This is a genomic window from Mesorhizobium sp. M1428 (genome assembly GCF_040317515.1).
In the GTDB taxonomy this organism is placed as follows: domain Bacteria; phylum Pseudomonadota; class Alphaproteobacteria; order Rhizobiales; family Rhizobiaceae; genus Mesorhizobium.
Genome location: NZ_JAMYKT010000014.1, coordinates 34,857 through 48,120 on the forward strand (window position 1 = coordinate 34,857; position 13,264 = coordinate 48,120).

The following is a 13,264-nucleotide window of genomic DNA, read 5'->3' on the forward strand; positions in this document are numbered from 1 at the left end:
TCAGCGCCCGTTCGCGCCCTTCAGGCGCGACTTGACGACCAGCGGCTGGATATAGGGCTCGAGCGACCTGAGCGTATGCGCCAGCGCACCGCGCATCTCGTCGACCGTCGCCGCACCCGCCGCCATCATCTCATGGCGGGCCGCCTCGTCGGTCAAAAGGAAATTGACGGCGCCGGCCAGCATATCGCGGTCGCGCACCAGCTTGGCGCCGCCACTGTCGAGCAGGCGCTGATAAGCCTCGCGAAAATTCTGGACGTTGCGGCCGGCAAGCACCGCCGTCTCCAGCATGGCCGGTTCCAGCGGGTTCTGGCCGCCCTCGGAAGTCAGCGAACGGCCGACAAAGGCGATTTCCGTCAGCCTCAGATAAAGCCCCATCTCGCCGATCGTGTCGCCGAGCAGGATATCGGTATCGGCGGTGATCCTGTCGCCCTTGCTGCGCTGCGCCAGCTTCAGGCCCATGCCGGAAATCTGGGCGGCCAGCTGACCGGCGCGATCGGGATGGCGCGGCACGATGATGGTCAAGAGCCCGTGGTGGCGCTTGTGCAGCATGGCGTGAACTTCGGCGGCGACCGCCTCTTCGCCGTCATGGGTCGAGATCGCCGCCCAGGTCGGGCGGCCGCCGATCTGGCGTTTCAGCGCCGCCAACGCCCGTTCGTCGGCCGGCGGCGGCGCGGTGTCGACCTTGAGATTGCCGGACACGGTGACCGGCCGGGCGCCGAGCGAAAGGAAGCGCTCGCCATCGAGATCCGACTGGGCGACGACATGGGCGAGATTTTCGAACAATGCTTCGGCAATGTTGGCGCGCTTCTTCCAGGACTTGAAGGAGCGGTCGGACAGCCTGCCGTTGACCAGAACCTGCGGCACGCGGCGGGCGCCGAGTTCCAGGATGGTCATCGGCCAGATCTCCGATTCGGCGATGATCGCCAGGTCCGGTTGCCAATGGTCGAGGAAGCGGCTGACCGCCGGCTTGAGGTCGAGCGGCACATATTGGTGGATGATGCGGTCGCCCAGCCGTTCTTCGGCGACCTGTGCCGAGGTGACGGTGCCCGTCGTCAGCACGACGTTGACGCCGTAATCGAGAATGCTCTCGACCAGCGGCACGACGGCGATGGTCTCGCCGACGCTGGCTGCATGGATCCAGATCACCGGGCCTTCGGGGCGCTCGCGTCCGGCGACGCCGTAGCGCTCGCGCCGGCGAATGCGGTCCTCCTTGCCTCTGGACGTGCGCCAGGCGACGTAAGGTCCGACCAGCGGGTAGGCGACGGCCCCGGCGAAGCGGTAGGCCGTCAGGAAGGCGCGCGCCCAGCGCATACTCATTTCGAACCGTCCACAAGGCGATAGGCCTCGGCGGTCGCGGCATTGAGCGAGGCCGTGACCTCCTGGCGCTTGCGTTCCATTTCCGCGGCGTCGGCGTTGGCCGGCACGAAGACAGGCGTGCCGACGACAATCGAGGAGCGGCCGAAGGGCAAGTTGATCGTCGTCTTGTCCCAGCTGCCCTCGATCACCTTGCGGCGGCTGGTGGCTATCGCGGCAGGCAGGATCGGCCGGCCGGACAGCCGCGCCAGGAGGACGACGCCGAGCCCCGCATCGCGCGGTGTGCCGTGGGGAATATCAGCAATCATGGCGACATTCTTGCCGGTGGCGAGCGACTTTTTGAGGGCGATGAGCGCCTTGGCACCGCCCTTGTCGAGATGCCTTGCGCTTTCGCGCCCGCCAGAGCCGCGAACGGCCTCGATGCCGAATTTCTCGACCATCAGGGCGTTGAGCTCGGCATCGGCGCTGCGCGATACCATGGCAACCAGCGGCCGTCCTTTGGGATAATAGGCCGGGGTCAGCAGATGCTGCCCGTGCCAGAGTGCGATGATGCCAGGCTCGAGCTGCGCATAGGCGCCGCCGGAAAACTTCGCCGATCCTTCGACCAGGCGGTTGGTCACGCGGACAAGGCGGACGAAATACGCAAACAGTGCGGCAAGCGCATTCTTGACGAATCGCGACTGCGCCAGCGGTTCGCGGATCTTGCGCCAGAACGTCTTCGGCTTGCGACGTCTGACCGCCGACCGCGGGGCTGACCGCTTGACCGCTTCATGGTTCATCGATGTCAACCGACAGCCTTGTTTTCGGGGTCGAGCAGGCGGTGCAGGTGAACGACGAAATAGCGCATATGGGCATTGTCGACGCTGGCTTGCGCCTTGGCCTTCCAGACGGCGTGCGCCGATTGATAGTCCGGATAGATGCCGACGATGTCGAGCGCGTCGAGATCGCGGAATTCGGTGCCGCCCAGCTTCTTGAGTTCGCCGCCGAACACCAGGTGCAAAAGCTGTTTCTTTCCGTCTTCAGCGGCCATGTCGATCCTTCACATATCGTGAGTTTGGGACAGGTCTAGACCAAAGCCGCCGACTTTGGAACTATTGATAGTGGTCAATTGTCCAGCCCGGCGATGACGCCGGCGAGCACGGCCAGGAGTTCGCCGCTGCCGGCGGCGAGCGGTCCGTGACGGATCACTTCGCCGGCATAGAGCGGCGCGCGGCCGTGCCGATCGAGCAAGGCGCCGCCTGCCTCGCGCAGGATGAGATCGGCCGCGGCGATGTCCCAGTCATGCGCATTGGCCTTAACGAAGGTGGCATCGAGCTGGCCGCCGGCGATCATCGCCAGCCGGTAGGCGAGCGAAGGAATATAGGGCACCCGCCTCAGCCGCTTATGCCATTTCGCCGGCATCAGGTCGATCATCGGCTTCGGTCCGGCAATTTCGGCCGTTTCCGACGGCGGACGCACGCTGATGCGCTGGCCGTTCAGGAATGCGCCCTCGCCCGGCAGCGACCAATAGATTTCGCCCTTCGCCGGGCAGTCGAGCACGCCAGCAAGCGTTCGGCCTTTCTCGACCACCGCGACGCTGACGCACCATGTGGGCAGCCCTTCGAGGAAGCCGCGCGTGCCGTCGATCGGATCGACGACGAAGGTGCGGCGCGCGACAAGCCTTACCGGGTCGTCGACGGTTTCCTCCGACAGCCAGCCATAATCCGGCCGGGCCGTCAGCAAGGTCTCGCGCAGATATTTGTCGGCGGCGTGATCGGCTTCGCTGACCGGCGAGGTGCCGCCCTTCATCCACACTTGCGGATTGTTGTTGAAGTACTGCATGGCGATGAGCCCCGCCTCGCGGGCGGCATCGCGCAACAGCTGCAAGTCTTCAGTAGCGCCGGCCGAGACGGCCGGGTCAAGCTCCGGCAAGGGTCATTCCTTCGATCAAAAGCGTGGGCGCGGCAGTGCCGAAATTGCGGTCGAGATCGCTCGCCGGAACCATGTTGAGGAACATCGTCTTCAGATTGGAGGCAATGGTCACCTCGGCGACGGGATAGGCCAGCTCGCCGTTTTCGATCCAGAAGCCGGAAGCGCCGCGGCTATATTCGCCCGTCACCATGTCGACGCCCTGGCCGAACACTTCGGTGACGTAGAAGCCGGTCTTAAGCGACTTGATCAGCTCTTCCGGCGTGTTTTCCCCGGGCTCGATCGCGAGATTGGTCGACGATGGCGAGACCGACGAACCGCTGCGCGAGCCGCGCCCATTGGTAACGAGGCCGAGTTCGCGAGCCGCCGAGGTCGACAGGAACCAGTGGTTGAGCACGCCCTTGTCGACCATGAACAGTTTCTCGCCCTCGACGCCTTCGCCGTCGAACGGGCGCGAGGCCTGTCCGCGGCGCCGGAGCGGCTCGTCGGTGACGGTGATTGCGGCCGAAGCCACCTTCTTGCCCATCATGTCGCGCAGAAAGCTGGTCTTGCGCGCCACCGCGGCGCCATTGATGGCACCGGCAAGGTGGCCGGCAATGCCGCGCGCGACGCGCGGATCGAACACCACGTCGACCGGCCCGGTCGCCGCCTTGCGTGCGCCAATGCGGCGGACAGCGCGCTCACCGGCCTTGCGGCCGATGTCTTCCGGCGCGTCGAGATCGGAAAAATGCTGGCGCGAGGAGAATTCGTAATCGCGCTCCATGCCGGTTCCCTCGCCGGCGATCACGCTGGTCGAGCGCGAAAAACGCGAGGCGACGTAATGGCCGACGAAGCCGTGCGAGGTGGCGAGCACCAGGCCGCCGAGCCCGGCACTGGCACCGCTACCGGCCGAATTGGTGACGCCCTTGACGGCAAGCGCCGCCGCTTCGGCGGCAAGCGCTGCCTCCTTCAGCTGGTCCGCCGACACCTCGGTGGCGTCGAACAGATCGAGGTCGCGCGGCTTCTTGACCAGCAAGGCCGGGTCAGCGAGGCCCTGATAGGGATCCTCAGGCGACACCTTGGCCATGGCGACGGCGCGCTCGGCCAGCATATTGGGGTCGGATGCCGCCGTTGCCGAAACGCTCGCTACCCGCTTGCCGACGAAGACACGCAGCGAGACGTCTTCGCTCTCGGACGCTTCTGTGCCTTCGACCTTGCCGAGCCGCACCGAGACGCCGGTCGAACGGCCGCGCACCGCAACCGCATCGGCGGCATCGGCGCCGGCCCGTTTGGCAGCCTCGACCAGGGCCGCGACGCGATCGGTCAGTTTCGCTGCGTCGAGCGTATCGGTCATGCGCATAATCCTGTTATTTCCGGCTGGCTGAAGGGCAGCCGCTGCTGCACCATCTATTGTCCCGGTGCCGCTTCTGCAATGGGAGAAGCGGACAATCAGGAGGCATCTAGCCCCAGGTCGGCGCGACCGATCTAGAGCTGGTGCGTCCTTCTAGACGCACAAGATCTTTGATTTTGCACCTACGCTGGCCTGATCGGAAATAGACTCCTGATCAACCCGAAGGCGAAATGTTCGATCGATCAGGCGCGGAAGCGACCAGCCGAAAACGCCGCGACACGCGCTGGATCGCCGCGACCACTGATCAGTTCAGCGACCAGGCGTGCAGTGATCGGAGCGAGTGTCAGGCCAAGGTGGCCATGACCGAAGGCATGAATCACCCTGGAGCTGCCGCGCGACGGGCCGATGACCGGCCGGGAATCGGGCAGCGACGGCCGGAACCCGAGCCACTCGGATGACGGCCGGCCGAGTTGTGGAAAGAACTGCCTGACACCGCGATCGAGCAGCGCCAGCCGGCGTGGATTTGCCGGCGCTGCAAGCCCGCCGAGCTCGACGGTTCCGGCGACACGCAGCCGGCCGTTCATCGGCGTCATGTAGAAGCCGAGATCGACAGGACAGACCGGGCGATGGAGCAGGGGCGCCCCGGTCGGGAATTCGAGATGATAACCACGTTCGGTCTCGAGCGGGATCCTGTCGCCGGCCTGCATGGCCAACGCCCGCGCTTGCGCGCCCGCGGCGATCACCACCGTGTTCGCCTTGATGCGAAAGCCGGAACCGCTGAGCCTGACACCGTCCGCCTCGACCCGCAGCCCGGTTATCTCAGCCTGCGCTACCGAAACGCCGCGGGCGGTCGCGGCATTGAGCAGCCGCCGCATCACTGTCTTGGGATCGGTGACATTCATCGAGTCGGGGAAGTACAGGCCGCTGGCCCCGGTCGCGGGCAGGCCAGGCTCCAGCGCGGCGACCTCTTCCGGTGTCAGAACCTCTTGATGGACGCCAAACCCGGCGCGCAGCGCCCTGCCCCCGGCGGCCTTGGCGAAATCGCTCTCGCGGCGATACAGGTAGAGGCAGCCGTTGCGGCGCAGCAGGTCGGCCAAGTCAGCCTCCTCCACCATCTCTTCCCAGGCCGGCAGGGCCTCGGCCAGTAGGCCGGCGAGCGCCAGCGCATTGGCGCGGGTGGCCGCCGGAAGCGATTGCCTCACGAACTGAACCAGCCATGGCGCAAGCTGCAACAGCGCCGGCCAGCGCAAGGAAAAAGGGCTGTCAGGATCGAGAAGCAGCTTTGGCAGCGCGCGCAGCACAGCCGGATTGCCCACCGGCATGCAGGCATATTCGGCAATCGTTCCGGCATTGCCGAAGGAGGCCCCGGAGCCCGGCTCATTGGGGTCGATGAGCAGGACTTTGCGACCCTCAGCTGCGAGCCGGAGTGCCGTTGCCAGTCCGACAACACCGGCGCCGACGATGGCGCTTTCGACCCTTTCCGACGCTGCCATCATTAAATTCCTAGACGAAGCCAGGCAATTGCAGATGGCCCGCCGATAACAGTTCGGCCATGGTGTTCAGGGCCGTGCGCAGATCGTCGAGCGAGCGCGCGGCGCCGACATTGATGCGCACGCCGTGCTGTACCGGCTCGCGCCCAACCGCGAAGGCGTCACCCGGGAGCACAGCAACGCCACGTTCCAGGCAGGTGCGAGCGAAACCGGCGCCACGCCACGGCTCCGGAAGGCGCAGCCAGGCATGCGTCGAAGTGGGGTGGTTCTGGACATCGAAGCGGCCGAGGATTTCGGTGAGGATGGCCTGGCGCTGGCGAAGCTCCTGCTTCTGCGTTTCTATGATGCGCGCCGCCAAGCCCTCTTCTATCAGCCGCGCGCCGATCAGCCCCGTCAAGGGACTGATGCTCCAGCAGTTGATGCGCAAAGCCGCTGCGACCTGGCCGGCTATGGCGCGTGGCGCGATAACAAAACCGAGGCGCAGCCCTGGGGCAAGACATTTCGACAAGGCGCCGACGTGAACCGTCAATTCGGGCTCGAGGCTGGCAAGCGATGGCAGCGGATTGTCTGCCAGCGGCCGGTAGACGTCATCTTCGATGATGAGGACGTTGTGGCGGCGGGCCACGGTCACCAGCTCGTGCCGGCGATCCTCGGATAGCGTAATGGTCGTCGGGTTGTGCAGGGTCGGCACCAGGAAGACCGCGCGTGGGCGGAGCTGCGCGCAGGCCGCGTCGAATGCGTCGGCCCGCATGCCACCACGGTCCATCGCGACGCCTCTGAGGTCGAGCCCATGCACCCGGCACAGCGCGTTGATGCCCTGATAGGTCACTTCGTCGGCGAGCACGACCTCGCCTTGCCTGGTCACCGCGCCAAGCACGCAATCCAGCCCGTGCTGGGCGCCCGCCGCCAGCACCACGCGGCCGGGATCGCCTTCCCCCGCTACCGGTCGCATCCACTCGGCGATTGCCGTCCTCGCCCAAAGCGGCCCCTCGGGCGGATGATAATCCTGAAGCGTGGCATAGTGCCGGTCCTTCGACAGGCGCGGCAGCAGCAGCGCTAGCGCATCGAGATAGGCCGAGGTTGCCGGCCGGTTGACGGAAAGGTCGATGACGCCGGTGTCGTCGCTTGGCGCCGAGACGAAGCCGGGTCTTTCGCCGGCGTCGCGGGCCGCGACCGTCGTGCCGCGCCCAGGCCGTGCTTCGAGCAAGCCGCGCTGCTGGAGCGTCGACAGTGCGCGCGTCACCGTGGTGACATTGATACCCAGTGCGCGGGCAATCTCGCGCTGCGGCGGCAGCCGGTCTCCAACTGCAAGTGTGCCGGACGTGATCCGTTCGGCAATAGCGTCGGCAAGGCGCCGGTACACCGGGCCTTCATCCGAGGCGAGTTGCAGGTCCTGAAGCATGCGGATTGACGGATTCGGTGTGTTGACGCTCTGGCTATCGGCGCATCTAGCATAAGACAATGCTCCAGACAATAGCACTTGTCCGGTAGGTATTTTCAAAATCCGGCCCGGAAAATCTCACACAATCGCGAAGAAAGCCGCTTGACGGCCAAACTTGTCTGCATCTATGGTTCTTTAGCGATCGATTGTGTGAGCATACAAGTTTGGTTTGCCGCCATTGTGCGGCAGCGTCATGCGAGACCGATATATGCACGGCAAGCGCCACCCCGTTTCGACAAGCAGCTTCTGCCGCAGCTCGACGGACTTACGTCCGTGATGGCCGAAGCGACAGCCCTGTCACGCGACAGTGCCGGTTCTGCACGGGCGGGCGATGCCGGCAGCCAGCGATTTGTCGAATTTGTCGATGTCGAGAAATCATATGACGGCCGGACCTTCGCGGTAACGCGGCTGAACCTCGGCGTAGCGCGCGGCGAGTTCCTTACCCTTCTCGGACCTTCCGGTTCGGGCAAGACGACGACGCTCAACATGCTTGCAGGGTTCGAACGGCCGACCAGCGGCGTCATCACGCTTGAAGGCCGGTCGGTAGACAGGCTGCCGCCCTACGAACGCAACATCGGCATGGTGTTCCAGAACTACGCGCTGTTTCCGCATATGAGCGTTGAAGAGAACGTCGCCTTCCCGCTCTCCGTCCGCAAGATTACCAAGACGGAAGTCGCGGCCCGCGTCGGCCGTGCGCTCGACATGGTGCGGCTGCGGCAGTTCGGCGACCGGCGGCCGGCACAGCTTTCCGGCGGCCAGCAGCAGCGCGTAGCGCTTGCCCGCGCGTTGGTGTTCGAGCCGAGCCTGGTGCTGATGGACGAGCCACTCGGTGCGCTCGACAAGAAGCTGCGCGAGCATATGCAGCTCGAGATCAAGCAACTTCACACAATGCTCGGTGTCACCATTGTCTATGTGACACACGACCAGAGCGAGGCGTTGACCATGTCGGACCGCGTCGCCGTTTTCAACAATGGCGGGATTGCCCAGCTCGGTTCGCCTGATGATCTCTACAACGCGCCGCAAACTTCGTTTGTCGCAAGCTTTATCGGCGAGAACAATACGCTGCTCGGCAAGGTCGACCGCGTCTCTGGCAAGGAGTGCCGCGTTGCGCTGGACGGCGGCGGTTCGGTAACGGCGCTGGCCATCGGTGTTGCGGAGGGCGCGGCCTGCCATATCGCTATCCGCCCGGAGCGGCTGAAGCTTGCGCCCGCTTCGAACGGAGCAAATGCGTTGGCCGGCACGGTCGATGGCCGCATCTATCTCGGCGACCACCAGCGTCTTCTGGCCAGGCTGGAAAACGGACAGGTGCTGACCGTCAAGGTCGGCCCCGAAGCGACCATGGGCAACGGGGAACCGGTCACGGTTTCCTGCGCGCCCAACGACTGCCGCGCCTTCCCGACAGATGCCGGAACGGGCGGTTCCATCTCGAAAACAGGGGAATAACAACAATGAAAATCACCAAAGCACGGCTGTTCGCCTTTGCGGCAGCCACAGCATTCATCACCTCAGGACATGTCGCCTTCGCCGACGAGCTTTCGATCATGGCCAGCGGCGGCGCCTGGCAGGATGCCCAGCGCAAGGCGTGGTTCGAACCATTCAGCAAGGAGACCGGCGTCAAGATCGTCGAGCAGGAATATCTCGGCGATCTCGGCAAGGTCAAAGCCATGGTCGACACCGGCAACGTGCCGATCGATCTAGTGACGGTCGAGACTGCGACCGTGCTGCAAGGTTGCGACGCCGGCATTCTCGAGCGCCTCGACTATTCCAAGATCGCGCCGCGCGAGAAATTCCTCGAAGGCTCCGCGCTCGACTGCGGTGTCGGTCTCGACGCCTATGGCGACGTGCTCGCCTACGATCCCAACGTGCTGAAGGAGGCGCCGACCTCGGTGCTCGATATCTTCGACACGACCAAGTTTCCCGGCAAGCGTGCGATGCGCAAGTTCCCGGCGCAGAATTTGGAATGGGCGCTGATGGCCGATGGCGTCGCGCCGGCCGATGTCTACAAGGTGCTGGCCACGCCGGAAGGCGTCGACCGCGCCTTCAAGAAGCTCGACACCATCAAGAAAGACATCGTCTGGTGGGACGCCGGCGCACAGCCGCCCCAGCTCCTCGCCTCGAAGGAAGTGGTGATGACCACCGCCTGGAACGGCCGTATCCAGAATGCCATCGACAAGGACGGGGCGCCGTTCAAGATCGTCTGGAACAACCAGATCCTCGAATACGACATGATCGCCATTCCGAAGGGGGCCAAGAGCCCGGACCTGGCCTACAAGTACCTTGCCTATATCAGCCAGCCGGAAATCAACGCCAAGCTGGCCAGCTACATCACCTACGGGCCAGTGCGCACCGATGCAGCTTCCTTTGTCGCGCCGGACGCGCTGCCCAAATTGCCGAACGCGCCCGACCATATGAGCGCTTATCTGGTCGCCGACACCGAATTCTGGGGCGACTACGGCGAGGATCTGGTCAAGCGCTTCAACGCCTGGCTCGCGCAGTAGGAAAAATGACGGCGCTTGGGCCCACGGAACTGAATCGGCCGCGCATCGTGCGCGACCGGTCGGCTGCCGATGCCAAGGCGGCGAAATCCGTCACGGCAAAGCTTCGGCGCGCTGAGTTCGGCGATCGATTACGGTCGCTGGCGCTGGCGGCACCTTTGCTTGTGCTGCTGGCGCTGAGCTTCGGCATCCCGATCGTCCTGCTGCTGTCGCGCGCCGTCTATGATCCGACGATTGCTGACGCCCTGCCGCAGACCAGCCAGGCGCTGCGCGGCTGGAACGGCGCGGGACTGCCAGGCGATGCCGCCTTCCTGGCCCTTGCCGCCGACCTCAGGGACAATCAGGCCAAGGGCACCGCCTACGAACTCGCCAAGAGCCTCAACGCCCGCCTGCCCGGTGCGCGCAGCCAGGTGCTCAAGACGGTACGCCAACTTGAGGCTGCCGACAGGCCGCCGCTGGAGGTGATGAAAGGCGTGCCGTTCTGGTCGGCGCCCGGCACGTGGCCGGCCATCGAGAGCGGCACCCATAGCGTGACGTCGTTCTACCTGCTTAGCGCGCTTGATCTGCGCTGGAACGCCGATGGAGGCATTGACAGAGTGCCGCCGCAACAGGCGATCTTCCTGCAGGTGTTCATGCGCACATTCTTCGTCGCCGCGGCGGTGACGCTGGCCACGCTGATACTGGGCTTCCCCCTCGCCTATCTCATCGCCTCGGTGCCCAAGGGCCTCGCCGCCATCCTCATCGTCGCGGTGCTGCTGCCATTCTGGACGTCGATCCTGGTGCGAACCGCGGCCTGGACCGTGCTCCTGCAGAAATTCGGCCTGGTCAATGATTTGCTGTTGTGGCTCGGCATTGCCGACGACCGGCTTGACCTGATGTACAGCCGCATCGGACTGATCATCGCCATGACCCATATCCAGCTGCCGTTCACGCTGCTGCCAATCTATAGCGTCATGCGCACGATCCCGGCCTCGCAGATGAAGGCCGCCTATTCGCTCGGCGCAAAACCCTTCACCGCGTTCCGCCGCGTCTATCTTCCACAGGTTTTTCCAGGAGTCATGGCCGGTTGCCTGCTCACCTTCATTCTCTGCCTCGGCTACTACATCACGCCGGCGCTCATCGGCGGGGCAAGCGACCAGCTGATCAGCAATTTCATCGCCAACTACGTCAATGTCGAGCTGAACTGGGAGATGGCGGCAGCGCTGAGCTTCATCCTGCTCGTCTTCACCCTGGCGCTGTTCGGCGTCTTCGCCCGCATCCTCGGCCTCGACCGTCTCAAGCTGGTGTAGCCATGCTGCTGTCTCCCTATCCGACAACAGGCGAAAGAATCCGCATAACCCTGCTCTGGCTATGGTGCGGCATGGTGATCCTGTTCCTGCTCGTGCCGATCCTCGTTCCTGTCCCCTTGTCGTTCAACAGCGGCGCCTTCTTCATCTTTCCGCTGGAGGGATTTTCGACGCGCTGGTACGCGGTCGTGCTTGGCACCCAACGCTGGCAATCGGCGATCGGCAACAGCCTGATCGTTGCGTTCGGGACGACGCTGATCGCAACGATACTCGGCACGTTGACGGCGATTGCGCTTTCCGACGAAAAGTTTCCCGGCCGCCGCATCGTGATGCCGCTGCTGCTGTCGCCGCTGATCGTGCCGGTGGTGATCACCGCCGTCGGCTCGTATCTGTTCTATGCCCGCGTCGGCCTAGCCAGCACCTATGCCGGCATCATCCTGGCGCACACCGCGCTCGCCAGCCCGTTCGTCGTTGTCACGGTGGGAGCGAGCCTCACCGGTTTCGACCGCAATCTGATGCGCGCTGCCGCCATCTCCGGAGCAAGGCCCGTCACATCGTTCTTCAGGGTGATGCTGCCGCTGATCCTGCCCGGCGTGCTGTCCGGCGCCGCCTTTGCCTTTGTCACCTCGTTCGACGAGGTCGTCGTTGTGCAGTTCCTGGCCAGCGCCAACCAACGCACCATGCCGCTCGAAATGTTCATTGGCTTGCGCGAAAAGCTCTCCCCGGCAATCACCGCCGCAGCGACACTGATGATGGGGCTGTCGATCATCCTCCTGGTCGTCGCCAATCTTCTGGCTAGACGCAGCCGGCGGCGGCCTGGACCGAGCATCTAATCCTGGGTTTCAAGCCGGGCGAGATCGGTCTTGCCCAACCTATCATCAGGAAGCGGCCACCGGCGTCCAGATTACGTCGTCGATCCTGAGCGCGCCGGTGGCGAGCATCACCAGCCGGTCGAAGCCGAGCGCCGCGCCGCTCGCCTGCGGCATGATGGCGAGCGCGGCGAGGAAGTCCTCGTCGATCGGGTAGCGTTCGCCGTAGACACGCTGCTTTTCGTCCATTTCGGCGGCAAAGCGCCGGCGCTGCTCGGCCGGGTCGGTCAACTCGCCGAAGGCGTTGGCGAGTTCGACGCCGCAGCAATAGAGCTCGAAGCGCTCGGCGGTGCGCGGATCGTCGGCGCTCGGCCGGGCCAATGCCGCCTCCGAGATCGGATATCCGAAAAGGATGGTGGCGCGGCCCTGCCCCAGCGCCGGGTCGATTTTTTCGACCATCACCCGGCTGAACAGGTCTGCCCAATTGTCGTCGGGCGCGGTCCGCAATCCGGCCTGGACCAGGGCGGCATCCAACCCCGCGCGGTCGGTGCTGCCGTCGGCTGCAACCGTCGCCAGCAGATCGATGCCGGCGTGACGCATAAAGGCCTCGGCGACGCTCAACCTTTCCGGCTCGGCAAACGGGTCGACCTCGCGGCCGCGGAAGCTAAAACGCTTCGCTCCGGTCCGTTCGGCCGCCAGCGCGACGAGCTCGGCGCAGTCGCGCATCAGGCTCTCATAGGTCTCGCCGACGCGGTACCATTCGAGCATGGTGAACTCAGGATGGTGCAAGGGGCCGTGCTCGCGGTTGCGCCAGACAGCCCCGAGGCTGAAGATGCGCTCCTCGCCGGCGGCAAGCAGCTTCTTGCAGGCGAATTCCGGCGAAGTGTGGAGGTAGAGCGGCTGGCGCCGCCCGTCCGGCCCGATCGCCTCGGTGGCAAAGGCCGACAGGTGCGCTTCATTGCCGGGCGAGACCTGCAGGGCCGATGTCTCCACCTCGACGAAGTCGCGGCGGGCGAACCAATCGCGCATGCCGGCGGCAATGGCATTGCGCAGGATCAGCCGCGGCCGGCGGTCGGCGTGGACATGCGGCGTCCACCACGGCGAGGCGACGGTCATCGGCTTCAGGGGAATTGCACAGAGGGCTGGCGATTGCGGCCAAGATGCGCTAGGCCGCACGCAACGGCCTCTCCA

General features: G+C 64.9%; 12 protein-coding genes. 4 read left to right on the forward strand and 8 right to left on the reverse strand.

Annotation, left to right across the window (positions count from 1 at the left end):
* The 7 genes from waaA to NKG60_RS20105 all read right to left on the reverse strand — a co-directional run bounded on the left by waaA (position 1) and on the right by NKG60_RS20105 (position 7,444).
* Positions 1-1,317 carry a lipid IV(A) 3-deoxy-D-manno-octulosonic acid transferase gene (waaA, locus tag NKG60_RS20075; RefSeq protein WP_352663076.1) on the reverse strand — a complete coding sequence of 439 codons (1,317 nt, stop codon included), beginning with the start codon at positions 1,315-1,317 and terminating at the stop codon, positions 1-3.
* A complete protein-coding gene (locus NKG60_RS20080; protein ID WP_352663079.1) occupies positions 1,314-2,093 on the reverse strand; it encodes a lysophospholipid acyltransferase family protein in 780 nt (259 codons plus the stop codon). Before NKG60_RS20080 ends, waaA begins: the two co-directional genes overlap by 4 nt.
* 5 nt (positions 2,094-2,098) lie before the next feature.
* Complete coding sequence (locus NKG60_RS20085; RefSeq protein ID WP_023674378.1) at positions 2,099-2,344, reverse strand: DUF4170 domain-containing protein; 246 nt, start codon at positions 2,342-2,344, stop codon at positions 2,099-2,101.
* A gap of 74 nt (positions 2,345-2,418) precedes the next feature.
* Positions 2,419-3,225, reverse strand: a complete 807-nt coding sequence (locus tag NKG60_RS20090; protein ID WP_352663082.1) for a 3'(2'),5'-bisphosphate nucleotidase CysQ — start codon at positions 3,223-3,225, stop codon at positions 2,419-2,421.
* A complete protein-coding gene (locus tag NKG60_RS20095; RefSeq protein ID WP_352457105.1) occupies positions 3,212-4,555 on the reverse strand; it encodes a TldD/PmbA family protein in 1,344 nt (447 codons plus the stop codon). Before NKG60_RS20095 ends, NKG60_RS20090 begins: the two co-directional genes overlap by 14 nt.
* A gap of 239 nt (positions 4,556-4,794) precedes the next feature.
* Positions 4,795-6,045, reverse strand: a complete 1,251-nt coding sequence (locus tag NKG60_RS20100; RefSeq protein ID WP_352663088.1) for an NAD(P)/FAD-dependent oxidoreductase — start codon at positions 6,043-6,045, stop codon at positions 4,795-4,797.
* Positions 6,046-6,055: 10 nt separating this feature from the next.
* Entirely contained in the window at positions 6,056-7,444 is a 1,389-nt protein-coding gene (locus NKG60_RS20105; protein ID WP_352663091.1) for an aminotransferase-like domain-containing protein, read from the reverse strand.
* A gap of 312 nt (positions 7,445-7,756) precedes the next feature.
* On the opposite strand from NKG60_RS20105, the gene NKG60_RS20110 reads away from it, so the two are divergent.
* The 4 genes from NKG60_RS20110 to NKG60_RS20125 are packed head-to-tail and all read left to right on the forward strand — an operon-like array spanning position 7,757 to position 12,097.
* A complete protein-coding gene (locus tag NKG60_RS20110) occupies positions 7,757-8,926 on the forward strand; it encodes an ABC transporter ATP-binding protein (RefSeq protein WP_502903367.1) in 1,170 nt (389 codons plus the stop codon).
* Positions 8,927-8,931: 5 nt separating this feature from the next.
* The gene (locus tag NKG60_RS20115; RefSeq protein WP_352663097.1) at positions 8,932-9,981 is read left to right on the forward strand and encodes an ABC transporter substrate-binding protein; all 1,050 of its coding nucleotides are present in this window, start codon (positions 8,932-8,934) and stop codon (positions 9,979-9,981) included.
* Between the two features lie 5 nt (positions 9,982-9,986).
* Positions 9,987-11,267, forward strand: a complete 1,281-nt coding sequence (locus NKG60_RS20120) for an ABC transporter permease (RefSeq protein WP_352663100.1) — start codon at positions 9,987-9,989, stop codon at positions 11,265-11,267.
* Positions 11,268-11,269: 2 nt separating this feature from the next.
* The gene (locus tag NKG60_RS20125) at positions 11,270-12,097 is read left to right on the forward strand and encodes an ABC transporter permease (protein ID WP_352663103.1); all 828 of its coding nucleotides are present in this window, start codon (positions 11,270-11,272) and stop codon (positions 12,095-12,097) included.
* Positions 12,098-12,142: 45 nt separating this feature from the next.
* On the opposite strand, the gene epmA is transcribed toward NKG60_RS20125, so the two are convergent.
* Entirely contained in the window at positions 12,143-13,189 is a 1,047-nt protein-coding gene (epmA, locus tag NKG60_RS20130; RefSeq protein WP_352663106.1) for an EF-P lysine aminoacylase EpmA, read from the reverse strand.
* Between the last annotated feature and the right edge of the window lie 75 nt (positions 13,190-13,264).